Consider the following 25,674-nt stretch of genomic DNA (forward strand, 5'->3'; position numbering starts at 1 on the left):
GCTACCTCCCCCTCACCGGGTCGGCGCCAAAGATATGCGGCGACACACGGATACCCAGATCCGCGAAACGGTCCGTGAATCGCGGACGAACACCCGTGGGAACAGGTTTCCCAAGGAACCTTCCGGTGGAGTCAATGCCCGCGGCGTAATCAAAGACGAATGCGTCCTGGAGCGTGACGATGTCACCCTCCATGCCCTGGACCTCGGTGATATGGGTGACGCGCCGGGTGCCATCACGAAGCCTGGAGATATGCACAATGAGATTGACTGCGGACGCGACCTGCTCCCGGACCGCGCGCAGGGGAAGGTCCATACCAGCCATAAGAACCAATGTTTCCAAGCGGGCTATGGCGTCCCTGGGCGAGTTCGCGTGGACCGTGGACAGGGAGCCGTCGTGGCCGGTGTTCATGGCTTGCAGCATGTCGAGGCACTCACCGCCGCGGACTTCGCCGACGACGATACGGTCGGGACGCATGCGCAGCGAGTTCCGGACCAGGTCACGGATGGCGATTTCGCCCTTGCCCTCAATGTTGGCGGGGCGGCTCTCCAGCCTGACTACATGGTCCTGCTGGAGTTGGAGCTCAACCGCATCCTCAATAGTGACGATGCGATCGGAGGTGGGAATGAACGAAGACAGTGCGTTCAGCAGGGTGGTCTTGCCCGTACCGGTGCCTCCGGAAACAATGATGTTCATCCGGGCCAGAACGCAAGCTTGCAGGAGTTCGGCCATTTCGGGGGACAGGCTGCCAAAGGCGATCAACTTGTCGACAGTTAAGGCGTCTCCGCCAAACTTTCGGATGGTCAGCGCCGGCCCGTTCACGGCCAAAGGAGGGATAATGGCATTGACGCGCGAACCGTCGGCAAGCCGAGCATCCACGAGTGGCGAGGACTCATCGATCCGTCGGCCCACTTTGGAGACGATGCGCTCAATGACGCGACGCAGTGCCTCGTCCGACGCAAACTTGGTGTCGGTAAGTGTCAGCTTTCCTGCCCGTTCGATGTAGACCTGATCGAACCGGTTCACCATAACTTCGGTGACGGAAGGGTCTTCCAGGAAACGTTGGATGGGCCCATGACCGAGTACGTCATCGATGATTTCGCGGATCAGTCGTTGCCTTTCTGCCGACGTTAATGGCACCTGTTCTTCGTCCACAACGATCTTCAGCTCGTCTTTGACGTACTGATGCAGCTCAGCTTCTTCGAGAGACGAATCTGTGATTCTTGCCCCGAGCCGTTCGTAGAGCGCCTGGCTTGCGCGCTCCTTCAGTGCGCTCAGCGCTCCGCTTGCAACAGCCGCCGTCGGCGCCAGCTCCACGACTTCCGCGACCTCGGCGGATTTTGCCTCGTGGATCCTTCCCAGCGTCGCCGGTTCAACCGGTGCGGGCTGTGGCGCAAAGGGGTTCTTTTGTTCCGGCTCGGCGGCGGACATGGTTGGCTCTGCGCCGCGCACCTTTTCGAGCCTGCGTGAGAGGTTCACTGGACTACCGCCCTTCGATGCAACTTCTTGTGTGGTCTGGCTTCCCAATTCGGTTTGAAGCGTTCAACGAGTTGACGCAAGCCCTTCGTGGCGGGGTCCCTGTTGTTGTCCTGGAGCAGGGGGACACCCTTGTTCGTCGAAAACGGCAGGTTCCGGGACCGTGGGAGGACGATGTCAACTGGAGCCCCGATCGTTGCCTCAACATCACGAAGGGTTAGGCCACTTCGGCGATCGGCCATGTTGAGGACGACATGACGCGTCTCGGGAAGCAGGCCAAGCTCTGCGAGAATCTGATTGCCCGTACGAAGGCCTCGAATGCTTGGAACGTCCATCCCACAGATCCACACGGCGTCGGATGCCAGATCCAGAGTAGCCAGGACGTGTTCCCCAAGCCCCGGGGCCGTATCGACGACGACGTACTGGAACTCCTGGCGAAGCTGAGACAGGAGATGGCTGACGTGTTCGCCGCTGATCCGGTCCATTTCGACCGGATTCTTCGGCGCGCATAGGGCGTAAATACCCGCCGGATGCAGTGTGAGATAGGTCTTGAGAACCATGGAGTCCTGACTCGCAGCGCCGACTACCGCGTCGGTAATTGTGTGCTCCGGCTCGAGCATCAGGCCGCTCGCAACATCTCCGAACTGCAGATCAAGGTCGACAATCACCACACCCATGGGCGCGGTCTGGCCAAGTCCCACGGCAATGTTCGTGGCTACAGTCGTTTTGCCCACACCACCTTTGGGAGAAATGACGGCGATGATGCGGCCGCCGGCAGCGTGCTCATTATGCTCGGAGCTGCTGGGGGCGAGGCCCCTTCTGCGGCCTGCTGATGCGAGGCTGGCTCGTTCAACGATGATTCTGATGTGGTCTGCTTCGGCGGAGGGGTCCAGGAGGTCACGGATACCGGCGCGCATCGCCTGGATGGCCAGGTCCGGCGAGTCGCCAGCGGCCAGGATCAGGCTGATCTCCGGATACTGCAGGTCCATTACGGAGGCGAACTTCAGTGCGTCCTCCGACGGGAGGCCCGGTCCGAGGATGAATACCTCAGGAGGTTCGCCCAGCATTTGCCGAAGGACCTCTTCAGGGCTCTGCGGAAGGTAGTCCGCCTGGAAAAACTGGAGGGAGCCAGTCATTCCCGCAGTTGCCATGCGAACGCGGCGCTCAAACTCAGTATTCGGGGTGATGAGTACGAAGCGGCTCATCGGAATACCTTCGTCTTGTCCACCACGCCGCTGTTACCTTCGGTGGCTTCTTTGGGTTCCTTGGAGAGGTAGATCTTGCCGAATTCTGCCGCGTAGACCATGCGCTCGGCGTCTACCGAATCGCTGGCGACGGTGATGAGGTAATTGCCATCGCTCTGGTTTTCATTTGAGCTAAGTGAGCCTCCGGATGCGCCGGCATCCCCTGAGCTCGTCTGGGACGGGCTACCGTTGCTGTACTGCGTGGCCGTGACGAGCACCTTGTGGAATGTGAGTTGGGTTCCCGACGACTGGGCGGCATTGTCTCCGCTTCCCGAAGCTTCTGTCAGCGAGATGAAGACGCCGACAGTGTCACCTGCAGCAACTTTGCCGCCTACAACGCGCTCGATTGGCAGTTTGAGTGAAATCTCCTGCATTCCGCTTGGAACGGCGACCCGGGATGGGCCCATGAAGGATGAGGCTTCTACCAGTCGGCTTGCAAGCAGCTGTTCGCCTGGAACAAGGGATACCGCTGTCACTTTTGTACCCTCATCCGCAAGATTGGTGACGGTGTCACCGGTAAGGGCGGATTTGGGCAGTGACTTCCTGGCCACCATTCCGCTGATTTCGCTGGCAGGCGTGCCCGCCGGGATTGGTGCTTGCACCACCAATACTTCAGCGGTTTCCGTGCCGGCCATGGCGCGCGCATCGGCGCCCTGTACGTATGTGATGAGTAGGACGGTGCCGGCTATTGCGATGACCAGCGCGGCGATGCCTCCCAGTAGGCGTGCTTTCACTTTCTTCCCCTTAGATGGTGCGTTATTTGATCAAGCCCAGGACGATGACGTTGCCCGTGGGTGTAGGTGTTCCCCCTGTGAAGAGGTTTGGATCTGCGGAATATCCCATGAACGTTCCGTAGAGCCCTTTCTCACTGGAGCTGAAAACGGAATCGTTGTACTTGGCCTGACCCGTGAGGTTCCAACCCTGGAGCTTGAATCCGGCCCATTTTTCGATGTAGTACTGCACCGCGCTACCTGTGCAGGAGCCGAATTGCGCTGATGGCATTCCTTTGCAGGTGTATTTGTAGACCGGCAGCGCGACGGTCGAGTTTGGAAGAGAGGGGTTGAGCGATGGGTTGAAAAGGTCGGTGCAGCCATTGGGAACACCCATGCCGGCACTGGTGAGACTCCATTTGCCGATTTCTGCCGTTACCTTGCAGCCTGCCCCGCCGTCCGGCATCAGCCAGGCGAAGCCGCCCGGAATAATCTGGTTCGATGGATTCACGCCATTGCAGTCCTGGGCGCCGTTGCCGCCGCCCTGTGTCAGGATCTTGTGCGGCAAGCCGTCGTCCTTGAACTCACACGTTGCGAAAGTCAAAGGAAGGACGGTGATCCCTTTAGTGGGGTACATCCATTTCGCTGTGGCTGTAGCGCCAACGGTCGCCGCGGGAGCGTTCAAGGCGCTGGCGAACATTTTGGTCAGAAATCCGGCGTTGGTGATGCCGTCCTTTGTCGAAGTAGTAACCGTTACTTGACCTGGTACTGAGAGATCCACGGACTGGACAGTCGACTTGCTGTCATTCGAGTTGCTGTTCGCGAGTGCGTCCGCCACTGATTTTGCTGCTGCCTGGGTACATCCACCGCTTACGGAACAGAGGTCTGCACCCGCCAGAGCGCCGGCGTCAGCGCCATTCTGAAGCTGCGCCCGCTCTGCGTAGATCTGCCCGGTATCCACCGCCAGCGCACCGGCACCGATGAGGACGACCATCATGATGGCCACCAGAACGCCGGATGCTCCTCGTTCCGAGTCCTTTAGCCGTTGCATCGCATGGCCCCTACTCCGGTGACCGTGACGGAGCTTCCAAAAAGCCCGGTCAGCGTGGCCGCCGGATAGGTGATGGTGACCTTTGCCGTGGTATCGGGTGTGCACGCTGCCGGGCTGAAGGCGTAGGCGAATGCCGCTGAATTGATGCCGGGAGACCCCGCGACTGCGGCGTCCTTGGCGTCAGCCTGATTGTTTTTGACAGCCATGGTTCGCGCGGCTTCGCGGGCTGCCTGAGTTACCGAGATTTGGGCGTTATAGGCATTTGCAAACTCCACGATGCCGATAACCAGAGTTAGCAGCATGGGAGCAACCAAGGCGAACTCCACGGCTACCGCACCGCGGCTTTTGTGATCCGAGTCTTTCCGTGTCTTCAACTGATCCCCCAGGGATGAGTGGGTTGAAAAGGAGTGCACCGCTTCCTTGGATGCGATGCACTCCTTCGGGCAGTGCTACCAGCCACCAACCGTGGTTCCGAGGTTGGTGAACCAGGTGTTCAGGGCCCCGCCGAAAGCGGTGACGCCGACGATAATCAGAAGAGCAATGAAGGCGACCAAGAGTGAGTACTCGGTGGCCGTTGCTCCCTTTTCAGATGAGAAGCGATCCCTGACGCCGGCAACGAAGGCGAGCAAGGAGATCATGGAGGTAGACATAAGAAGTTCCTTTAGTTGTCGTAACTATCCGCCGAGTTGCCGCTGGCCATACGGAGCAGTTGTTTCAGTTGGTGGCGGGTCATGGTGAATCTTGGAAGTGGCGCGCCCGAGAACGTCTCGTGCGCGCCACCGGCAAGAAGTGCGGCCTACCAGCCGCCGATGCGGGTGCCAAGGTTGGTGAACCAGCCACTCAACGCGTTTCCGAAGGCGGTGACGCCGACAATGATCAGCAGAGCAATGAACGCGACCAGGAGTGAGTACTCCGTTGCAGTCGCGCCCTTCTCGGAGGAGAAGCGATCCTTGACGCCGGCGACGAAAGCCATCATCGAGACCATGAGAGAAGTCATTGTATTTCCTTTAATTCGGTGAAATGGAGTTGATTAGATTTCAACGAATTTCCAGCTGCCCCCATAATTCCTTAGCGGCTGGACTTCGCTAAGAAGAGATTGTCACTAGGGGATAGCGGCAACAATGCGTAGTGGTACTCGACTTTTTTGCCGGGCGCTGAAAGTACGTACGCAGAATCAGCTGACGGTACTCAGAACCGAAATCGAGTACACCGACGACTACTTGGATTGGTCTGGCGTCAGGATCCGCTGCAGGTTCCAGGCGGTACTGGGCTAGCTAGGGAATGAGAAGGCTGATGGCTAGTACCGAACCAAGCATTGATGGCCCGTGGGCCACTTCCGTGGCGTCTTTGCGGCTCTTCTGAGCGACGACGGCGATGGTGACGACGCCGTTCAGGATGAAGCCGAGGAGGCCGCCGTAGAGGAGGTGGGTCCAACCTAGGTACCCGAGGTAGAGGCCGACCGGTGCTGCGAGCTTGACGTCCCCCATTCCGATGGCTCCTGGGGAAATTAGTCCCAGAATTAGATAGCCAGCGAACAAAATGACCATGCCGAGCAGCGCGCGAGGCATATTGTCAGCATGCTGATTAACTGCCGACGGCGCCAGGAGGAGAACGATTCCCCCCGCCAAGAGCATTAATACAAGAGGATTCGGCAGTAGGTGAAGTGAGAAATCAATCCTGGCCAACTGAACTCCGAGTACGGCGAGGAATAGAAATGCCGGCAGGGTCCAGGAAACTCCGAACCGCAGTGCAAAGGCAGCGCATGCAGCTCCCGTGAGTGCCGCCGTCGTAATCCTTGCCGGCAGCGAGGGTGCTCCGCCCAAGCGGGGAAGGAGCCCTGCGATCAGAACCGCAACGGCCGGGGAAAGTGCGGCCCCCAAGAGGCCTGCGCCAATTACGAACGCCCATCCGGCGCCAGCGCCAGCACCTACTGTAAACACCGCGACCCCCTGCGCTCATCCTGCCGGCGGCGCTGTGATGGCCTGCGGCTACCTCATTTTGACCCTGAAGCCCCTGACACGCTAATCTTGTAAGTCGTTGTGCGTGTCCTATTCCGATGGTGCGTGCCCGCTTGAGAATCCGGTTGCAGGATAACTACTCAACGTGCACATTCGGAACCTCAGGATGACTGGTTACATAGAGCCCTCACCTCTGTTCCGGTAGCGCGCAGGAAGTAGGTGCTCACCCCTGAGTGGCGCCTAAACAAAGAACGCCAGAACAAGAACGAGGCAAACACCGTGCGTACGTACACCCCGAAGCCCGGCGATATCAACCGCCAGTGGCACGTCATTGACGCCACCGACGTTGTCCTTGGTCGTCTTGCCAGCCAGACCGCAATCCTGCTGCGCGGCAAGCACAAGGCCACCTTTGCGTCCCACATGGACATGGGCGACTTCGTCATCATCATCAACGCTGAAAAGGTTGCCCTGACCGGCGCCAAGCTGGAGCAGAAGCGCGCATACCGCCACTCCGGCTACCCGGGCGGCCTGACCTCCGTCAACTACGCGGAACTGCTGGAATCCAACCCGGTCCGCGCCGTTGAGAAGGCCATCAAGGGCATGCTCCCCAAGAACTCCCTCGCTGCACAGCAGCTGGGCAAGCTGAAGGTGTACCGCGGTGCTGAGCACCCCCACGCCGCACAGCAGCCCAAGACTTTCGAAATCACCCAGGTCGCCCAGTAGTCCTGGCCACCAAACAACTTACTTAATACAAGGAGAATCGTGGCTCAGAACGAAGAACTGACCACCGAAGCCGTTGAGGCTGAGGAAAACCCCACCAGCTACACCTCTGAGAGCTCGGCTGCCGAAGCCGCTCCCAAGAAGGAGCGCCCGGCACTGACCGTTGCCGGCGCAGCAGTTGGCCGCCGCAAGGAAGCCGTTGCACGCGTTCGCGTTGTTCCGGGCTCCGGCAAGTGGACCATCAATGGCCGCGCGCTGGATAACTACTTCCCGAACAAGCTGCACCAGCAGGACGTCAACGAGCCCTTCAAGATCCTTGATCTCGAAGGCGCTTACGACGTCATTGCCCGCATTCACGGCGGCGGCATCTCCGGCCAGGCCGGTGCCTTGCGCCTCGGCATTGCCCGTTCGCTGAACGAGATCGACGTCGAGAACAACCGCGCCACCCTGAAGAAGGCTGGTTACCTGTCTCGCGACGCCCGCGTCATCGAGCGTAAGAAGGCCGGTCTCAAGAAGGCCCGTAAGGCTCAGCAGTACTCCAAGCGCTAAATCCGCTTGCACAGAAGCCCGTCCCGCCGTATGGCGGGGCGGGCTTCTCGCTTTTCAAATCTAGGGCTTGACCAACCGGTAGACCGTCGTGTTGCCGACCTTTTCAGGATGATAGTTCTCGGACACCCACTTGGAGATGTCAGTCGATTCGGAGTCGAGCGCTTGTACCTCCAGAAAGGCCTCCTGTTCAACAAAGAAGCAGACATCGCCCGATGCAACTATCTTCTTAAACGTGTCGAGAGTCGGGGATGGGTCACTGCCCGCGAAGCCTCCCAGCGGCATTACGGCTCGACCTGATTCCAACTGGAGCCGCGCGGCAGTCTGACTCGCGTAGCTCGCGGCCGACCACCTGCAGCCGGTCGATTCGCGTAGGGCGCTCACTACTTCAGTGTCCGGCTGCCGACCAAAAACCATGTCATGCCCCCATGGCAATTCATTATTCTTTAGAGATTCCAAGAGATGGCTGATACCAGCGGGGTTTTGGGATAAGACACCGGACAGCGGATTGGATCCGGTGAAGCTCAACGTGACGTTGTGTATCGATGTAACGGTCGGACCCGTCACGAGTGCAATCAGAAGCACGGTTGCTGCGCCGATTTCGACAACTTTGGTGGGAGGTTTGAGAATAAGGGCGGCGATTGAGGAGACTCCAGCGACGAGGATTGCGGTCGGCAGCCAATCCGGCCATCCCACCGTACCTCTCAAGATGAGCCACGACGTCAGAATTCCAACTAACGCAAGTCCGCCCCACGGGATTAGGGTCTGGGAGAGCCGCCGTGGAGACATAGCACGATCAATCGCAATGCCCAGGATCAGTGCTATCGGGGGTGCCAGCACAGCGGTGTAGTAAGTGTGAATCTGGCTGCCCATATAGCTCAATACGATGAAGGCCGTAACAAGCCAGATGCTCGAACAGACTATAAGGGCCCGGTAGGCCTTGCACGCTTTTACCTGCCTCCGCGAGCAAGCAATCACGATGACGGCTCCCAACGCAACATAGAGGAGCCAAGAAGCTTCTTGGTTGTAATTGGCATTTAGAAGCCGAAGAATTCCTGCGTCGCTGTCAACGTTGCTGAATTCAGCGGGTACCTGCATAGCCTCGGGTAGAGGATCTCCGCCTGAGATTCTGTCGACTCCGTTATAGCCGAGCGTCAGCTCCACGATGCTGTTCGTCCGCGAACCGCCCACGTACGGCCTTAGAGATGCTGGAGTCAGCTCCACGATGGCCATCCACGCACCCCCGGTGACAGCCGTGGCCAAGCAAGCGACAGCGGCGGAGCGCAGCCGGGTTAGCCATTGCAACGGGCTAAAGGCGAGGTAGGCAACACCCAGCGCCGGCATGCTTATAAGGCCTTGTAGCTGTTTCGTCATAAAGGCCAGGCCAAGTAATGCTCCGGCGATCCCGAATAGATGTGCTTTTCCAGATTCGATACTTCGGATTGTGCACCACAATGCTGCCGTCATGAGTAGCAGCATCAGCGGGTCAGGATTGTTATAGCGGGATAGAAGCGTAACTATCGGAGTGGTGAAAAAGGTGACGGACGCCAAGAGGGCTGCGGCGGCGGAGACGTAACGTCGGAGGATCAAGTAGATAAGGAGTGTGGTCCCCACGCCCATGAGAACCTGCGGCATGAGCATTGCCATTGGGTTGAATCCAAATATCCGGACCGAAATGCCCATGATCCAAAGACTCAGGGGAGGTTTATCGACTGTAATTGAATTCTCTGGATCAGAGGACCCAAAGAAGGCTGCTTTCAGGTCCATGGAACCTGCCTGGACAGCAGCGCTGTAAAAGTAGTTCGCCCATCCGTTAGCAGTCAAGTTCCATGAATAGAGCGCAAAATTGGCCAGCAAAATAAGGAGTAGCGTTGGTCGCTCCCACCAAGGGTCCCCAACCCTTCCGCGCAGGAATTTACCAGTCGCGGAATACAATCGGTTTTTGAGCGATATCGCAGGGCTGATGTGGCGGATGCCGGGCACATCAAGGGCATCAGCCAGTTGTTCGACAACTCGGACACGGTTCACAGAGCACTTCCCTTGGGGGCCAGTGCAGAGGCCCCATGCGTGATTTGCCGGCGCCGCTCATGAACTCTGAACACCCACAGACGCAGGAGGACAAAACGGACCAAGGTGGCCAGAACGTTTGCCGCCGTGAGAATCAACAGTTCCACGTTGGGCGCGGCATCGGGATGCAACGCGTGGAGCGTCAGCAGGGACGAAGACGTGATGGTCCAGGCGAGCAGGAAGACTACGAACCCCTGAAACTGCTGGGTGAAGAGTTTGGCCGGCCCGCTGATGCCGAAGGTGAAGCGCCTATTGGCGGCCGTGTTCCCGATGGCTGTCAGCAGCAGCGCAAGGAAGTTCGCTTCCTGTGCACCGAAAGGCCCTTGGAACACGAGATATAGCAGAGCGAACGCCAGGGTCGAGGCAAGCCCTACAAGTCCAAAACGGAGAACTTGGCCGAAAAAGCTTGGCCGGCCCAGAGGGACGATCGGCCGGCGTCCGAGCTCGGCATAGATGGCCTGTACGGGAATCGCACCTTTAACCAGGGACCCAGCCACCCGCACCATTCCCCGCAAATCGTCAAAGGCCGTCTGCTTAATATCCACACGGCTGTCCGGGTCATCAACCCAGTCAACGGGAATTTCGTGGATGCGAAGTCCGGAGCGCTCAGCAATGATCAGCAGCTCAGTGTCGAAGAACCAGCTGTTGTCCTCCACATGGGGGAGCAGGCGCTTGGCCACATCAGCCCGAATTGCCTTGAACCCGCATTGTGCGTCCGAAAAACGAACCTGCATCGTGCGCCGGAGCAGGAAGTTGTAGGAACGGGAAATGAACTCCCGCTTTGGGCCGCGGCTCACCCTTGAGGTCTGGCCCAGTCGCGTGCCGATGGAGATATCGGAATGCCCGGATAACAGGGGCGCCACCAGTGGTGGAAGCGCGGCCAAGTCGGTTGACAGGTCCACATCCAGGTATGCAAGCACATTGGCTTCCGAGGCGCTCCAGGCATCCCTCAGTGCCAGGCCGCGCCCTTTAGCTTCAAGCCGCCGGTAACCGACGTTCTCCAGGTGCTCGCTGAGTCGAGCGGCAATCACCGGCGTCCGGTCGGTGCTTGCATTATCGGCGATGGTGATTCTCCACGTCGACGGCATTTCATTCGTCAAGTATTCGGCGAGCCTTGTGATGCTGTTTTCGAGTACCGCTTCTTCGTTGTAGACCGGTACTACAATTTCGAGCGCCAAGCCCCCATAGCTAGGTGTCATGCATGGATCGTAGGGGCCGCCAAATGGGCGTGGCGAGGGTTTTGGCCGAAGACAGGTAGCAGCGAAAAGAACCAAGTAGTCCCAGTAACAGCGCCTATCGGAAGGCAGGTACCCAACAGGTAGAACCAGCTCTTCTTGGCCCGCCTACGCAGGTGCCGCCACCCCCATCCCATACACTTGAGCGGTGTCTAGATTATTTGGAACTGATGGTGTCCGGGGGCTGGCCAACGGGCTGCTGACAGCGGAGCTGGCCCTGCAGCTGGCCCAGGCGGCCGCCGTCGTACTTGGCCACGACCGCAACTCCAACGGCTCCCGGCCCCGCGCCGTGGTGGCCCGTGATCCGCGTGCCAGTGGGGAGTTCATCGCTGCAGCGGTGGAGGCCGGGCTGTCCAGCTCGGGCATCGACGTCTACGACGCCGGCGTCCTCCCCACCCCGGCCGCCGCGTACCTGGTGGCGGATCTGGAAGCAGATTTCGGCGTCATGATTTCCGCCTCCCACAACCCCGCACCGGACAATGGCATCAAGTTCTTCGCCCGCGGCGGCCAGAAGCTCCCTGATGACGTGGAAGACGCCATCGAGGCCCAGATGCACAACGAGGCAGTCCGGCCCATAGGCCCCGACGTCGGGCGCATCCAGCGCTTCTCCGACGCCGAGGACCGGTACGTCGTCCACCTCCTCAGCACCCTCCCGCATCGCCTCGAGGGGCTCACCGTGGTCCTGGACTGCGCCCACGGCGCCGCCAGCGGATGCTCCCCGCAGGTCTTCAAGGACGCCGGCGCGGACGTCATCGTCATCGGCGCCGACCCGGACGGGCTCAACATCAACGACGGCGTGGGCTCCACCCACCTGGGCCCGCTCAAGGAAGCAGTCCTCCAGTACGGCGCGGACCTTGGCATCGCCCACGACGGCGACGCGGACCGCTGCCTGGCCGTGGACCACGAAGGCAACGAAGTGGACGGCGACCAGATCATGGCGATCCTCGCCGTCGCCCTCAAAAAGGCCGGCAAGCTGAACGACGACGTCCTGGTGGCCACCGTCATGAGCAACCTTGGCCTCAAGATCGCCCTCCGCGACGCCGGCATCAGCATCCGCGAAACAGCCGTGGGGGACCGTTACGTCCTCGAGAACATGCGCGAAGGCGGATTCAACCTCGGCGGGGAACAGTCCGGCCACGTCATCTTCTCGGACCACGCCACCACCGGCGACGGCCTGCTCACCGGCCTGCAGCTCGCCGCCCAGGTGGCCCTGACCGGGACATCCCTCAAGGACCTGGCCTCCGTCATGACCAAGCTCCCGCAGGTCCTCATCAACGTCAAGGGCGTGGACCGCACCAAGGTCAACAGCAATGACGTCCTGGCCCAGGCCGTCAAAGCCGCTGAGGCCGCCCTGGGTGAGACTGGCCGCGTGCTCCTCCGCCCCTCGGGCACCGAACCAGTGGTCCGGGTCATGGTGGAGGCTGCCGACGAAGAAACCGCCCAGTCCATCGCAGAGCACCTTGCACAGGTGGTCCGCACGGAACTGGCGCTGGAACTCATCAGCGAATAACTGCACCAACACATGAGGCCCGCTTCCACGATGGAAGCGGGCCTCATGTGCATGTCGGCTAGGACGAGCGGCTTCGCAATTCGTCGCGGATCTCGGTGAGCAGGGCGATCTGCGGATCTTCGGCAGATTCTTCCTTGACGTCAGGGTTGATGCCGAGACGGCGGTTGCGCCGTTCGATCATGTGGTTCATGGGCAGGACCACAACAAAGTAGATGGCGGCGGCGATCAGCACGAACGAGATGACGGCGGAGATGACCCGGCCGTAGAGGAAGCCCTCCCACTGCATCTCCTCGATGCCCTTCGCCTGGAACAGAAGGCCGATCAGCGGTGTGAGCAGTCCTTCCACGATCGATGTGACGACGGCGCCGAATGCGGCACCCATCACGACAGCGACGGCAAGGTCTACGACGTTGCCTTTCATGATGAAATTCTTGAATCCGGTCAACATGAGTTCCAGGCTAGCCCACGTCTGTTAACCCGGTGTGAACCCTGGCCCCTATTTTGGACCGTGTTGGGAACCTCGCGGCCGCGTTGTCCGTTATGGATACCCCGGTGCCGCCCCCACGCCGAAGTACTCCTCAAGCGTGGCAATCCCGCGTCCGGACATGTCCGTAGCCGCCTCCACGCCGATGTACCGCAGGTGCCACGGCTCGTAGTAATACCCGGTGGTTTCATGGAACATCCACGGATACCGCACCACGAACCCGAACCGGTGGGCGCTGGCTTTCGCCCAGACCGCGGCAGGCTGGTCGGCGAAGCACGGCTGGAAGGCACACGCTCCGCCGCCGTCGGCAATGTCGAAGGACCATCCCGTCTGGTGCTCCGAGTATCCCGGCCGGGCGCTGGCTGTGTCCGCGTCCGCCTGGCCGCGCGCGGCCACATACCCGTTGTACGTGGATACCTGCGTGGCATACGAGCGGTACCCGCTGGCCAGAACCATGACCACGCCGTCCCGCGCGGCGGCGGCGAACATCGCTTCGGCCGCTGCCGCCGTCGTACTGTTCAGCAGCGCGGACTCACCCGACGCGGAGATCCCGACGGCGGGACTCACCAGGTCCGCGGGCGCGTAGTCAGCGGGGGCCAGCGGCCGGTGCTTGTTGACCACTACCCACGGACTGGCCGGATCCGTCAGGGAAAACTGGCGGGGGAGCGCCGCGGATGGTGAAGGTGAGGGGGCTGCGGAAGGTTCCGGAGGTGTGCCGGCCGCCGTCGCTGCCTCCGGCGCGGCAACCGCGGTGCCCGCCGCCGTCGGGGACGGAACCGGGGAAGCAACCAGCGGGGCCGACGACGACGACGCGGCCCCGGGTGCCACCGGCGAACAGGCGGTGAGTACGGTCAGCCCGGACCCCACGGCGAGGAAGCGGGCGAAGCTCCGGCGGCTGGCCGTTACGGCTGAAGCGGCGCAGTTGTGGCGCACCTGTGCTAAACCTTCCTCAGGAGCATCCGGCGGATGGTGTGGTCGGAGTCCTTGGTGAGCACCAGCTGGGCCCGGCCCCTGGTGGGAAGGACGTTCTCCTCCAGGTTGGGCTCGTTGATCCGCTTCCAGATGTCCCTGGCGGTGCTCTCCGCCTCGTCGTCGGACAGGCTGGCATACCTGTGGAAGTAGGACTCCGGCTGCGCGAACGCTGTGGTCCGCAGTTTCCGGAACCGGTCCACGTACCACTCCTCGATATAGGAGGTCTTGGCGTCCACGTAGATGGAGAAGTCGAAGAAGTCGCTCAGCGCCAGCCCCTGCCGGCCGTCATGCCGCGGACGCGCCGGAGCCAGCACGTTGAGGCCTTCGACAATGAGCACGTCCGGCCGGCGGACCACCACTTCCTTTTCGGGAACGATGTCGTACGTGACATGCGAGTACCAGGGCGCGTGGACTTCCTCGGCCCCGCCCTTGATCTCGCTCACGAACCGCAGCAGCGCCCGCCGGTCATAGGACTCCGGGAAGCCCTTCCGGTCCAGCAGCTGCCGCCGCTTGAGCTCGGCTAAGGGATAAAGGAATCCGTCCGTGGTGATGAGCTCCACGTTGGGTGTTCCGGGCCAGCGGCGCAGCATCTCCCGCAGCACGCGCGCAATGGTGGACTTGCCCACGGCAACGGATCCGGCAACGCCGATGACGAACGGGGTGCGCTGGGTCTGTTCGCCCAGGAAGGTGGTGGTGGCCGCGTGCAGCTGCCCCGCAGCTTCCACGTAAAGGTGCAGGAGCCGGGACAGCGGAAGGTAAACCTCGCGGATTTCCTTCATGTCCAGGGGATCGCCAAGGCCGCGCAGGCGGACAATATCCTCTTCGTTGAGGGGTTGTTCCATCTGGGCTGCCAGCCTGGACCAGGTCTGCCGGTCCAGTTCCACGAATGGGGAGGCACCCTCCCCATTCGCCTCGTTGCGTTGCAAAGTCACGTTAGAGATTCTGCCCCGCGCTCAGCGCATAGCGAAATGGAAGCGGCTCCGGGGCGCGGCGGTCCGGGCAAGATGGGCTCAAGATCCGGTTCCGGGTTACAAGCAACCAGTTCCCACCCGATACTCTTGAGGCTATGTGTGGAATCGTGGGTTATGTAGGCCGTTCTGTTGACGGCGCTGTAAATGGTCACAGTGCTTTGGACGTTGTCCTTGAGGGGCTTCGCCGGCTGGAGTACCGCGGTTATGACTCGGCGGGCGTTGCTGTGGTCTCGGATGGCGTGATCGAGTCACGGAAGAAGTCCGGGAAGCTGAGCAACCTGCTGGCTGAGCTGGAGGAGCGTCCCCTGCCGGAGACCCTGACCGGCATCGGCCACACGCGCTGGGCCACCCATGGAGGCCCCACGGACCGTAACGCGCACCCGCACCTGGCCGATGGCGGGAAGCTGGCCGTGATCCACAACGGCATCATCGAAAACTTTGCCGAGCTCAAGCTCGAGCTGGTGGAGAAGGGTGTGACCTTCCTGTCCGAGACGGACACCGAGGTTGCTGCCGCGCTGCTGGCGGACATTTTCCGGAACCAGTTGGGCGGGGACGTCTCCGACGGCGGCCTGACGAAGGCCATGGAGCTGGCCTGCCAGCGCCTCGAGGGCGCCTTCACGCTGCTGGCTGTCCACGCGGACCAGCCCGACGTCGTGGTTGCTGCCCGCCGCAACTCGCCGCTGGTGGTGGGCCTGGGTGATGGGGAGAACTTCCTGGGCTCGGACGTGTCCGGGTTCATCGACTACACCCGCCGCGCGGTGGAGCTGGGCCAGGACCAGATTGTCACCATCACCGCGGACACTGTGGTGATCACCGATTTCTTCGGCAACCCGGCCGAGGGCAAGGAATACCACGTGGACTGGGACCCGGCTTCGGCGAAGAAGGGCGGCTTCTCCTCGTTCATGGAGAAGGAAATCCACGACCAGCCCGATGCCGTGGCGCAGACCCTGCTGGGCCGGTCCGACCTGGAGGGCAAGCTGACCCTGAACGAGCTGCGGATCGACCCGGAGCTGTTGAAACAGGTCAACAAGATTGTGGTGCTGGCCTGCGGCACCGCCGCGTACGCCGGGATGGTGGCCAAGTACGCCATTGAAAACTGGTGCCGGATCCCCACCGAGGTGGAGCTCGCGCACGAGTTCCGGTACCGGGACCCGATCCTGGACGAGAACACCCTGGTGGTGTCCATCTCCCAGTCCGGCGAGACCATGGACACCCTGATGGCTGTCCGGTACGCCCGCGAGCAGGGCGCGAAGACCATCTCGATCTGCAACACCAACGGGTCCACCATCCCGCGTGAGTCCGACGCCGTGCTGTACACGCACGCCGGCCCGGAGATCGCGGTGGCGTCCACGAAGGCGTTCCTGGCCCAGATCACGGCCGCGTACCTGCTGGGCCTGTACCTGGCGCAGCTGCGCGGGAACATCTTCTCCGGCCAGATCAAGGACGTCCTCGCGGACCTGGCCAAGATCCCCGAGAAGATCCAGACCATCCTGGACAACGCCGGGCCGCTGCGGGAACTCGCCCGGTCCATGGCCGACGAGAAGTCGGTGCTGTTCCTGGGCCGGCACGTGGGCTACCCGGTGGCCCTGGAAGGTGCGCTGAAGCTCAAGGAGATCGCGTACATCCACGCCGAAGGGTTCGCCGCCGGCGAGCTCAAGCACGGCCCGATCGCCCTGATCGATGAGGGCCAGCCGGTGTTCGTGGTGGTCCCGTCCCCGCGCGGCCGCGATTCGCTGCACGCCAAGGTGGTCTCCAACATCCAGGAAATCCGTGCCCGCGGCGCCCGGACCCTGGTGATCGCCGAGGAAGGCGACGAAGCCGTGAAGGCCTACGCCGAGCACGTCTTCTACGTCCCGGAAACCCCCTCGCTGCTGATGCCGCTGCTGACCACCGTCCCGCTGCAGATCTTCGCCGCGGAACTCGCCGCAGCCAAGGGCTATGACGTGGACCAGCCACGCAACCTCGCCAAGAGCGTCACCGTCGAATAACGTCCCATGACAGCTGAAGTCCCGGGCCCCAGTGGCCCGGGACTTCTGCGTTAACGCCCCCCGCCGAACAGGTTTGCGCAACTTTCAGCCCGCGGCAGCCACGGAGGCCCCGGGAACTCGGCGTGCGCTCCGCAAAATCTCCCCTAAAGTCACGCATTTCTGCTGATGGCGGATAACACCCAAGACCCGCGTGCAACGTCCTCCGCGCGTATGGCGTCACCGTAGAGTAGTCCCATGATCGTTGGCATTGGGGTAGACGTAGTAGACATCGAGCGGTTCGGCCGCCAGCTGGAACGGACACCGGGCCTTCGGGACCGGCTGTTCGTGCCCGCCGAGCGCGAGCTCAACACCCGGTCCCTGGCTGCCAGGTTCGCCGCCAAGGAAGCCGTGGCCAAGGTCCTCGGCGCGCCGGCCGGCATGAACTGGCAGGACTGCTGGATCGGCCTGGACCACAACGGGCCCACCGTGCAGGTCAAGGGCACGGTGCTGGCAGTCGCGGAGGCCAAGGGCGTCAAACGCTGGCACCTGTCCATCAGCCACGACGGCGGCATCGCCACGGCAACGGTCCTGGCCGAGGGCTGACCCGGCCCCGCCCCCGCAGGGACCTTCGACGATGATCAGCGCCTACAGCGGAACACAGGTTCGTGCTGCCGAGGAGCCACTCCTCGCCGCCGGGCTCGGTGACGTCCTGATGCAGCGTGCTGCCCATGGCCTCGCCAACGCGGTGATCACCGAACTGCGCTCCCGGGGGCGCCGCATCTACGGCTCGCGCCTGGTGGTACTGGCAGGCAAAGGCAACAACGGCGGCGACGGCCTCTACGCCGCAGCCTTCCTCGCTGCCCGCGGGATGCGTACGACGGCGGTCCTCACCGGCGGTGCGGCCCACCCGGCGGCGCTGGCTGCTTTCAAACGCGCCGGCGGCCGTGCGGAGGAACTGACCGATGCGGCACTTGGTGGGCTGGCCGCTGAGACCCGGGGTGCCGACGTCGTCATTGACGCCATCCTGGGCACCGGTGCCAAAGGCGGACTCCGGGGGAGTGCTGCCACGTTGGTGCAGGCCGTCCTTGAGGCGCGCCACCCTGCCTGCGGCGACGGGTTCATAGTGGCCTGCGACCTCCCCAGCGGCGTCAACGCAGACACGGGCGAGGCAGCCGGACCGGTGCTGCCCGCCGACCTGACAGTGACGTTCGGCGGAGCCAAGGCGGGCCTGCTGGCTGACCCCGGCGCGGACCATGCCGGCAGGGTACACGTGGTTCACATTGGCATCGAAGAACACCTTCCCGCTCCGGTCCTGCGCCGGCTCGGGGAAGCAGAGCTTGCCAGCCTTTTGCCGCATCCTGCCCGGAGGGCGCACAAATACTCGCGCGGGGTCCTGGGCATCGTGGCCGGCTCCGTGCAGTATCCGGGCGCTGCCGTGCTGGCCTGCCGCGGGGCACTTGCCGCCGGTGTGGGCATGGTCCGGTACCTCGGCCCGCCCGAGGTGGCTGACCTGGTGCGGCAGTCCTGCCCGGAAGTGGTGTGCAGCGACGGATCCGTGGCGGACAACCGCGTGCAGGCCTGGCTGGTGGGACCGGGCATGGGGCCGGAGGACCACGAACAGCTGGCGCGGGCGCGCGACGCCATCGGGTCCGGCCTGCCCGTTGTGGCCGACGCCGGCGCGCTGCCGGCACTGCCCTCAAAGCTCGCACCGCACGTGGTGCTGACCCCGCACGCCGGCGAACTCGCGGCGCTGTTGAAGCGTTTGGAGGGCGAAGCCGATGCCAGGTTTGGCGACCGCGGGGCCGTGGAAGCCGCCACCTTTGATGCCGTCCGCAAAGCAGCGGACCTGACCGGGGCCACTGTCCTGCTCAAAGGTCCCGCCACATTGGTGGCCGCGCCCGCGGGCGGAGCCTTCAGCCAGGCTGATGGCACGCCCTGGCTTGCCACTGCCGGCAGCGGCGACGTCCTGGCCGGCGTCATCGGCGCCCTGTTCGCCCAGGCGGGTCCCGCCGTCGACCGTTTCCGCGACCTGGGTATTGACGACGACGGCCGGTGGGCGGCGATGGCCGCGCTGGGAGCCGCGCTCCACGGCACTGCCGGGAGGGCGGCGTCGGACGCGCGCTTGGGCGGTCCGATCACCGCGGGTGCGGTGGCGGACGCCATACCCGAAATCTGGGGTAAAGTCAGCATGCTTAGTAACTCTGGAGCCTTGAAACGTAATAGTCACAGCCAACCATTACGGTAGGCATTAGTTCGCACCGGCAGTAGGGGCGTTCCGATGCCCTCTGCTGCTGACCAACAAATGAGGAGCACGATGGAAGTCTGGCCTGGAACTGCCTACCCGCTGGGAGCAACCTTTGACGGCACCGGCACCAATTTCGCACTGTTCAGCGAACAGGCCGAACGGGTGGAACTCTGCCTCCTGGCTGATGACCTGACCGAAACGCGGATCGAACTGACCGAAGTGGACGGCTACGTCTGGCACTGCTACCTGCCGCACATCCAGCCCGGCCAGAAATACGGCTACCGCGTCCACGGACCGTACGAGCCCGCCAACGGCAGCCGTTTCAACCCGAACAAGCTCCTGATGGACCCCTACGCGAAAGCGATCCAGGGCGAGATCGATTGGGACCCGGCCCTCTTCTCCTACGAGTTCGGTGACCCGGATTCACGCAACGACGCCGACTCGGCCGCCCACACGATGCACGGTGTGGTCATCAACCCGTTCTTCGAATGGGACGGCGACCGGCAGCTCCGCGTCCCGTACCACCAGTCAGTCATCTATGAGGCGCACGTCAAGGGCCTCACCGAGCTGCACCCGGAGATCCCCGAAGAGCAGCGTGGCACCTACGCAGGCGTGGCCCACCCCGCCGTCATCGAGCACCTCAAGAAGCTCGGCGTTACGGCCATCGAGCTCATGCCGGTGCACCAGTTCGTCAACGACGGCACCCTGCAGGAGAAGGGCCTCAACAACTACTGGGGCTACAACACCATCGGCTTCTTCGCGCCCCAGAACACCTACAGCTCCACCGGCGACGTGGGACACCAGGTCCAGGAATTCAAAGCCATGGTCCGCGACCTGCACCGGGCGGGCATCGAGGTCATCCTCGACGTGGTGTACAACCACACGGCCGAGGGCAACCACCTGGGCCCCACGCTGTCCTTCAAGGGCATCGACAACCAGGCCTACTACCGGCTGGTGGACAACGACCTCAAGCACTACATGGACTACACCGGCACGGGCAACTCGCTCAACGTCCGCCACCCGCACTCCCTGCAGCTGCTGATGGATTCCCTTCGCTACTGGGTCACGGAAATGCACGTTGACGGCTTCCGCTTCGACCTTGCCTCCACCCTGGCCCGCGAGTTCTACGATGTGGACAAGCTCTCCACGTTCTTCGAACTCATCCAGCAGGACCCCATCGTTTCCCAGGTCAAGCTGATCGCCGAGCCCTGGGACGTTGGCCCCGGCGGCTACCAGGTGGGCAACTTCCCGCCGCAGTGGACGGAATGGAACGGAAAGTACCGCGACACCGTCCGTGACTTCTGGCGCGGCGAACCCGCCACGCTGGGGGAATTCGCTTCCCGCCTCACCGGCTCCGCCGATCTCTACGAAAGCTCGGCCCGGCGGCCCGTCGCGTCCATCAACTTCGTCACGGCCCACGACGGCTTCACCATGCGGGACCTCGTCTCCTACAACGAGAAGCACAACGAGGCCAACGGCGAAGGCAACAACGACGGCGAATCGCACAACCGCTCCTGGAACTGCGGCGAGGAGGGCGACACCGACGACGAGAAGGTGCTGACCCTGCGCGCCCGCCAGCAGCGGAACTTCATCGCCACCCTGCTGCTCTCCCAGGGCGTGCCGATGGTCCTGCACGGCGACGAACTGGGCCGCACGCAGCAAGGCAACAACAACACCTACTGCCAGGACTCCGAGCTCAGCTGGATCCACTGGGAAGCCATGGACCAGCCCCTGGTGGAGTTCACGGCCTTCGTGTCCAAGCTCCGGCGCGACCACCCCACCTTCCGGCGCAGCCGCTTCTTCGACGGCCGCCCCGTCCGCCGCGGCGAGGGCGAGAAGCTGCCGGACATCGTCTGGCTGAAGACCGATGGCACCGAAATGCTGCCCGAGGACTGGGGCAGCGGCTTCGGCCGGACCATCGGTGTCTTCTACAACGGCGACGGAATCCAGGAGCAGGACTCCCGGGGCCGCCGCATCACTGACGACAGCTTCCTGATGGCGTTCAACGCCCACGACGACGAGGTGGACTTCCACCTGCCCTCCGACGAGTACTCGCAGTACTGGGAGGTCCTGATCGACACCGCGGCCCAGGCCGATGCCTACGAACCCCTCAAGGCAGGGGCGACACTGACGCTGGACGCCAAGTCCACGGTGGTATTGCGTGCGTATTCCGGTCCCGAGGCAGAGGTGGACACGTCCGCGGCCGCTTCCCTTGCCTCCATGGCCGAGCATGAGGAAGCCCAGGAGGAGATGGTGGAAGCCCAGACCAAGGCTGCCGAAGCGAGCGAGGCAAAGGCAACGGGCGCCGATAAGGAAGCCCAGGCATGAGAACGCCTGCCTCCACTTACCGGCTGCAGATCCGCAGCAGCTTCACGCTGTTCGATGCCGCCGATAAGGTCCCTTACCTGAAGTCGCTCGGAGTGGACTGGGTCTACCTGTCGCCCATCCTCACAGCGGAACAGGGTTCGGACCACGGCTACGACGTGACCGATCCCTCCGCCGTTGACCCCGAGCGCGGCGGCCCGGAGGGGTTGCTGGCTCTTTCCCGCGCCGCCCGTGAGCACGGCATGGGCGTCCTGGTGGACATTGTGCCCAACCACGTGGGCGTTGCCACCCCGGCGCAGAACCCCTGGTGGTGGTCACTGCTGAAGGAGGGCCGCGGTTCACGCTACGCGGAAGCATTCGACGTCGATTGGGACCTCGGCGGCGGCAAAGTCCGTCTCCCGATGCTGGGCTCCGACGCGGACCTGGACAAGCTGGAGATCAAGGACGGGGAACTCCGGTACTACGACCACCGGTTCCCGCTCGCCGACGGGACGTACTCCGAAGGGGACTCCCCGCAGGAGGTGCACAGCCGCCAGCACTACCAGCTGATGGACTGGCGCCGCGCCGACGCCGAGCTCAACTACCGCCGCTTCTTCGCGGTAACCACGCTGGCCGGCATCCGGGTGGAAACTCCCGCCGTCTTCGAAGAAGCCCACGCCGAGGTTGGCCGCTGGTTCACCGAGGGCCTGGTGGACGGCCTGCGCGTCGACCACCCGGACGGTTTGGCGGACCCCGCAGGCTACCTGCGGTGGCTGAAGGAACTCACCGGCGGCGCCTACGTCCTGGTGGAGAAAATCCTGGAACCCGGCGAGGTGCTGCCGGGGGACTTCGCCTGTGAGGGCACCACCGGTTATGACGCGCTCGCCGATGTGGACCGGGTGTTCGTGGATCCTGCCGGAGAAGAGTCACTGAACACGCTGGACGCCGCGTTGCGTGGCACTCCCGAGGCCGCCGACTATGCAGAGATGATCCGCGGCACCAAGCGGATGATCGCCGACGGCATCCTCCGCTCCGAGGTGCTGCGGCTGGCCCGGCTGGTCCCGGAATCCCATGGCTTGGCGCTGGAGGAAGCCGCTGACGCCCTGGCCGAGGTCATCGCCTCGTTCCCGGTGTACCGGAGCTACCTGCCCACCGGGGCCGAGGTTCTCAAGGAAGCCTGCGAATCTGCCGCCGAACACCGTCCGGACCTCGCCGTTGCAGTCGGGACGCTCCTCCCGCTGCTGCTGGACCCAGCCAACCCCATCGCCGTCAGGTTCCAGCAGACCTCCGGGATGGTCATGGCCAAGGGGGTGGAAGACACCGCGTTTTACCGCTACACCCGCCTGGGCACGCTGACCGAGGTGGGCGCAGAACCCACCGAGTTCGCCGTGTCCCCGGAGGAGTTCCATCACCGGATGCGCCGGCGGCAGGACGAGTTGCCGCTGTCCATGACCACCATGTCCACGCACGACACCAAGCGCAGCGAGGACGCCCGGGCACGGATCTCCGTGATCGCCGAACTGCCGGGGGAGTGGGCCGCCACGCTGGACACCCTCCGGAAACTGGCTCCCATCCCGGACGGCCCCTACGAGAACCTGCTGTGGCAGGCTATCGTTGGCGCCTGGCCTGCCAGCCGGGAACGCCTGCAGGGCTACGCCGAGAAGGCTGCCCGCGAGGCCGGAAACTCCACGAAATGGACTGACCCGGACGAGGACTTCGAGTCCCGGGTGAAGGCCGCCGTGGATGCTGTGTTCGACGACGCCGGCGTCGCCAGGGTGGTGGAGGACTTCGTGGCACGCATTGATGCCTTCGCAGCGTCCAACTCCGTTTCCGCCAAGCTGGTCCAGCTGACCATGCCCGGCGTTCCGGACGTCTACCAGGGCAGCGAATTCTGGGAACGGTCCCTCACCGATCCCGACAACCGCCGACCGGTGGACTTCGCGCTCCGGGAAGCCGAGCTGGCCAAGATCGACGCCGGCACCCTGCCCGAATCGGGTACTGAAGCCAGTAAACTCCTGGCCACCACGCGGGCGCTCCGCCTCAAGCGGGACCGGCCGGAGCTCTTCGAGGGCTACGTCCCGGTGACGGCATCCGGTGCTGCAGCCGGACACCTGCTCGGGTTCTCCCGCGGCGCGGCCGACGGCACGCCCGGGGCGGTGACCCTGGCAACGCGGCTGCCTGCGGGCCTGGCAGCCGGTGGCGGCTGGCGCGATACCGTCGTCGAACTTCCCGCTCCTATGCGTGACGAACTGACGGGCGCCGAATTTGGTGCGGGCAGCGTATTGGTGGCTGACGTGCTGGGTACCTACCCGGTGGCCCTGCTGGTCCCTGTGGATGGAGGAAACGCATGACCCTGGTCAATCAAGGACCCGAACGCTTCGACGTCTGGGCACCCGACGCCTCTTCCGTGACCCTCGTGGCCGGCGGTCGGGAGTACCCCATGGTGAAGAAGGACACCGCGCCCGGCACGGAGGGCTGGTGGACCGCGCCGGACGCGCCGGCCGACGGTGAAGTGGACTACGGCTACAAGCTCGACGGCGACAGCCATCCGCTGCCCGACCCCCGGTCCCGGAGGGTGCCCGCAGGAGTCCACGAACTGTCCCGGACCTTCGATCCCGCCGCGTACGCGTGGCAGGATTCCGGCTGGAAGGGCAGGGACCTCACGGGCTCGGTGATCTACGAACTCCACGTGGGCACTTTCACCCCGGAGGGAACCCTGGACGCCGCCGCCGGAAAGCTCGGCTACCTCGCTGACCTGGGCGTCGACTTCGTGGAGCTGCTGCCCGTCAACGGGTTCAACGGCACTCACAACTGGGGCTACGACGGCGTGCAGTGGTACGCCGTGCATGAGGGCTACGGCGGGCCAGCCGCTTACCAGCGGTTCGTGGACGCAGCGCATGCTGCCGGGCTCGGCGTCATCCAGGACGTGGTGTACAACCACCTCGGCCCCAGCGGCAACTACCTGCCCAAGTTTGGCCCGTACCTGAAGCAGGGCGACGCCAACACCTGGGGCGACTCCGTCAACCTCGACGGACCCGGCTCGGACGTGGTCCGGGAGTACATCCTGGACAACCTCGCGCTGTGGCTCCGGGACTACCACGTGGACGGGCTGCGGCTCGACGCCGTGCACGCCCTGCGCGACGAGCGGGCGGTGCACATCCTTGAGGAATTCGGTGCCCTGGGTGACGCTGTCTCGGCCGAAACCGGGCTCCCGAAGACGCTGATTGCGGAGTCCGACCTGAACAACCCCCGCCTGGTCTACCCGCGGGACGCCAACGGGTACGGCCTGGAGGGGCAGTGGAGCGACGACTTCCACCACGCCGTCCACGTCAACGTCAGCGGCGAAACCACGGGGTACTACTCCGATTTCGAGTCCCTGGCCGTGCTGGCCAAGGTCCTCAAGGACGGTTTCCTGCACGACGGCAGCTACTCCAGCTTCCGCGGCCGGCACCACGGCAGGCCGATCAACGCCTCGCTGGTGACCCCGGCGGCGCTGGTGGTCTGCAACCAGAACCACGACCAGATCGGCAACCGGGCCATAGGGGACAGGCTGTCGCAGTCACTGTCCTACGGGCAACTTGCCGTGGCGGCGGTGCTCACGCTGACCTCGCCGTTCACGCCGATGCTGTTCATGGGGGAGGAATATGGGGCAACCACTCCGTGGCAGTTCTTCACGTCCCACCCGGAACCCGAGCTCGGTAAGGCCACCGCGGAAGGGCGCATCAAGGAATTTGAGCGCATGGGGTGGGATCCCGCCGTCGTGCCCGATCCCCAGGACCCGGAAACCTTCCGCCGGTCCAAGCTGGACTGGGACGAAGCCGGCACGGGTGACCACGCCCGGCTGCTGGAACTCTACAAATCGCTGACTGCACTGCGGCGCAGTCATCCGGAACTGACCGGACTCGGCTTCGGCGAGACCGAGGTGGCGTTCGACGACGACTCCGGGTGGCTGCGGTTCCGCCGCGGCAGCGTGGAGGTGCTGGTGAACTTCACCGACGCTAAAGTCCGGCTGGACGCCGTCAGCGGGTCCCTCCTGCTCTCCACCGACGACGGGACAAGCCAGGATGGCGACGCCCTCGCCCTGGCTCCGTGGAGCGCCGCCATCGTCAAGTCCTGACGATTACGTTCCTTGCCGCGTGCGCGGGTTGCGCCGCGGGCTGGCATTGTCAGCCCGCGGCGTAACTTTTGCGGTCCTGCCTGTTGCGCCGGTCACAGC

Annotated in this window: 22 protein-coding genes; 9 read left to right on the forward strand and 13 right to left on the reverse strand. The window is 63.4% G+C overall.

Annotated features, from left to right (window positions below):
* Window position 1: 1 nt before the first annotated feature.
* The 8 genes from OVA06_RS04960 to OVA06_RS04995 all read right to left on the reverse strand — a co-directional run bounded on the left by OVA06_RS04960 (window position 2) and on the right by OVA06_RS04995 (window position 6,419).
* Entirely contained in the window at window positions 2-1,477 is a 1,476-nt protein-coding gene (locus OVA06_RS04960; RefSeq protein WP_268156720.1) for a CpaF family protein, read from the reverse strand.
* A complete protein-coding gene (locus tag OVA06_RS04965) occupies window positions 1,474-2,679 on the reverse strand; it encodes an AAA family ATPase (protein WP_268156722.1) in 1,206 nt (401 codons plus the stop codon). Before OVA06_RS04965 ends, OVA06_RS04960 begins: the two co-directional genes overlap by 4 nt.
* Window positions 2,676-3,452, reverse strand: a complete 777-nt coding sequence (cpaB, locus tag OVA06_RS04970) for a Flp pilus assembly protein CpaB (RefSeq protein ID WP_268156724.1) — start codon at window positions 3,450-3,452, stop codon at window positions 2,676-2,678. Before cpaB ends, OVA06_RS04965 begins: the two co-directional genes overlap by 4 nt.
* A 22-nt stretch (window positions 3,453-3,474) precedes the next feature.
* Window positions 3,475-4,434 carry a Tad domain-containing protein gene (locus tag OVA06_RS04975; protein ID WP_326493571.1) on the reverse strand — a complete coding sequence of 320 codons (960 nt, stop codon included), beginning with the start codon at window positions 4,432-4,434 and terminating at the stop codon, window positions 3,475-3,477.
* Between the two features lie 32 nt (window positions 4,435-4,466).
* Window positions 4,467-4,892, reverse strand: a complete 426-nt coding sequence (locus OVA06_RS04980) for a TadE/TadG family type IV pilus assembly protein (RefSeq protein ID WP_268156728.1) — start codon at window positions 4,890-4,892, stop codon at window positions 4,467-4,469.
* Between the two features lie 36 nt (window positions 4,893-4,928).
* The gene (locus tag OVA06_RS04985) at window positions 4,929-5,129 is read right to left on the reverse strand and encodes a Flp family type IVb pilin (RefSeq protein WP_268156730.1); all 201 of its coding nucleotides are present in this window, start codon (window positions 5,127-5,129) and stop codon (window positions 4,929-4,931) included.
* Between the two features lie 146 nt (window positions 5,130-5,275).
* The gene (locus tag OVA06_RS04990) at window positions 5,276-5,476 is read right to left on the reverse strand and encodes a Flp family type IVb pilin (RefSeq protein WP_268156732.1); all 201 of its coding nucleotides are present in this window, start codon (window positions 5,474-5,476) and stop codon (window positions 5,276-5,278) included.
* Window positions 5,477-5,753: 277 nt separating this feature from the next.
* Window positions 5,754-6,419: a prepilin peptidase gene (locus tag OVA06_RS04995; protein WP_268156734.1), complete on the reverse strand. Its 666-nt coding sequence runs from the start codon at window positions 6,417-6,419 to the stop codon at window positions 5,754-5,756.
* A 297-nt stretch (window positions 6,420-6,716) separates the two neighbouring features.
* Here OVA06_RS04995 and rplM point away from each other — a divergent pair, with 297 nt between their 5' ends.
* Window positions 6,717-7,160: a 50S ribosomal protein L13 gene (rplM, locus tag OVA06_RS05000; protein ID WP_015937805.1), complete on the forward strand. Its 444-nt coding sequence runs from the start codon at window positions 6,717-6,719 to the stop codon at window positions 7,158-7,160.
* 39 nt (window positions 7,161-7,199) lie between these two features.
* Window positions 7,200-7,706 (forward strand): 30S ribosomal protein S9, encoded by a 507-nt coding sequence (gene rpsI, locus OVA06_RS05005; RefSeq protein WP_015937804.1) that lies wholly within the window; start codon window positions 7,200-7,202, stop codon window positions 7,704-7,706.
* Window positions 7,707-7,766: 60 nt separating this feature from the next.
* Here the strand turns inward: rpsI and OVA06_RS05010 are convergent, their stop codons facing one another.
* Together OVA06_RS05010 and OVA06_RS05015 are read right to left on the reverse strand one after the other, a co-directional pair.
* A complete protein-coding gene (locus OVA06_RS05010) occupies window positions 7,767-9,470 on the reverse strand; it encodes an ArnT family glycosyltransferase (protein WP_268156737.1) in 1,704 nt (567 codons plus the stop codon).
* Between the two features lie 257 nt (window positions 9,471-9,727).
* On the reverse strand, window positions 9,728-10,969 hold the full coding sequence (locus tag OVA06_RS05015) for a bifunctional glycosyltransferase family 2/GtrA family protein (RefSeq protein ID WP_268156739.1): 1,242 nt from the start codon (window positions 10,967-10,969) through the stop codon (window positions 9,728-9,730).
* Window positions 10,970-11,153: 184 nt separating this feature from the next.
* Between OVA06_RS05015 and glmM the strand changes: the two genes are divergently transcribed.
* Window positions 11,154-12,515 carry a phosphoglucosamine mutase gene (gene glmM / locus OVA06_RS05020; RefSeq protein ID WP_268156741.1) on the forward strand — a complete coding sequence of 454 codons (1,362 nt, stop codon included), beginning with the start codon at window positions 11,154-11,156 and terminating at the stop codon, window positions 12,513-12,515.
* Window positions 12,516-12,573: 58 nt separating this feature from the next.
* Here the strand turns inward: glmM and mscL are convergent, their stop codons facing one another.
* The 3 genes from mscL to coaA all read right to left on the reverse strand — a co-directional run bounded on the left by mscL (window position 12,574) and on the right by coaA (window position 14,912).
* Window positions 12,574-12,963, reverse strand: coding sequence for a large conductance mechanosensitive channel protein MscL (gene mscL / locus OVA06_RS05025; RefSeq protein ID WP_268156743.1), 390 nt, complete (start codon window positions 12,961-12,963; stop codon window positions 12,574-12,576).
* A 90-nt stretch (window positions 12,964-13,053) separates the two neighbouring features.
* On the reverse strand, window positions 13,054-13,932 hold the full coding sequence (locus OVA06_RS05030; RefSeq protein WP_268156745.1) for a M15 family metallopeptidase: 879 nt from the start codon (window positions 13,930-13,932) through the stop codon (window positions 13,054-13,056).
* A gap of 5 nt (window positions 13,933-13,937) precedes the next feature.
* Window positions 13,938-14,912 carry a type I pantothenate kinase gene (gene coaA, locus OVA06_RS05035; RefSeq protein WP_268160637.1) on the reverse strand — a complete coding sequence of 325 codons (975 nt, stop codon included), beginning with the start codon at window positions 14,910-14,912 and terminating at the stop codon, window positions 13,938-13,940.
* Window positions 14,913-15,037: 125 nt separating this feature from the next.
* Here coaA and glmS point away from each other — a divergent pair, with 125 nt between their 5' ends.
* The 6 genes from glmS (at window position 15,038) to treZ (ending at window position 25,575) form a co-directional block, all read left to right on the forward strand.
* The gene (gene glmS, locus OVA06_RS05040) at window positions 15,038-16,930 is read left to right on the forward strand and encodes a glutamine--fructose-6-phosphate transaminase (isomerizing) (protein ID WP_268156747.1); all 1,893 of its coding nucleotides are present in this window, start codon (window positions 15,038-15,040) and stop codon (window positions 16,928-16,930) included.
* A gap of 234 nt (window positions 16,931-17,164) precedes the next feature.
* Window positions 17,165-17,512 (forward strand): holo-ACP synthase, encoded by a 348-nt coding sequence (locus tag OVA06_RS05045; protein ID WP_013601780.1) that lies wholly within the window; start codon window positions 17,165-17,167, stop codon window positions 17,510-17,512.
* A gap of 31 nt (window positions 17,513-17,543) precedes the next feature.
* Window positions 17,544-19,154 carry an NAD(P)H-hydrate epimerase gene (locus OVA06_RS05050; RefSeq protein ID WP_268156749.1) on the forward strand — a complete coding sequence of 537 codons (1,611 nt, stop codon included), beginning with the start codon at window positions 17,544-17,546 and terminating at the stop codon, window positions 19,152-19,154.
* A 69-nt stretch (window positions 19,155-19,223) separates the two neighbouring features.
* A complete protein-coding gene (gene glgX / locus OVA06_RS05055; RefSeq protein ID WP_268156751.1) occupies window positions 19,224-21,482 on the forward strand; it encodes a glycogen debranching protein GlgX in 2,259 nt (752 codons plus the stop codon).
* The gene (gene treY, locus OVA06_RS05060) at window positions 21,479-23,809 is read left to right on the forward strand and encodes a malto-oligosyltrehalose synthase (protein ID WP_268156753.1); all 2,331 of its coding nucleotides are present in this window, start codon (window positions 21,479-21,481) and stop codon (window positions 23,807-23,809) included. The genes glgX and treY overlap by 4 nt, the downstream gene beginning before the upstream one ends.
* Window positions 23,806-25,575 carry a malto-oligosyltrehalose trehalohydrolase gene (gene treZ / locus OVA06_RS05065; protein ID WP_268156755.1) on the forward strand — a complete coding sequence of 590 codons (1,770 nt, stop codon included), beginning with the start codon at window positions 23,806-23,808 and terminating at the stop codon, window positions 25,573-25,575. The genes treY and treZ overlap by 4 nt, the downstream gene beginning before the upstream one ends.
* Window positions 25,576-25,674: the final 99 nt, after the last annotated feature.

The organism is Pseudarthrobacter sp. SL88, from assembly GCF_026672455.1.
Taxonomy (GTDB): Bacteria; Actinomycetota; Actinomycetes; order Actinomycetales; family Micrococcaceae; genus Arthrobacter.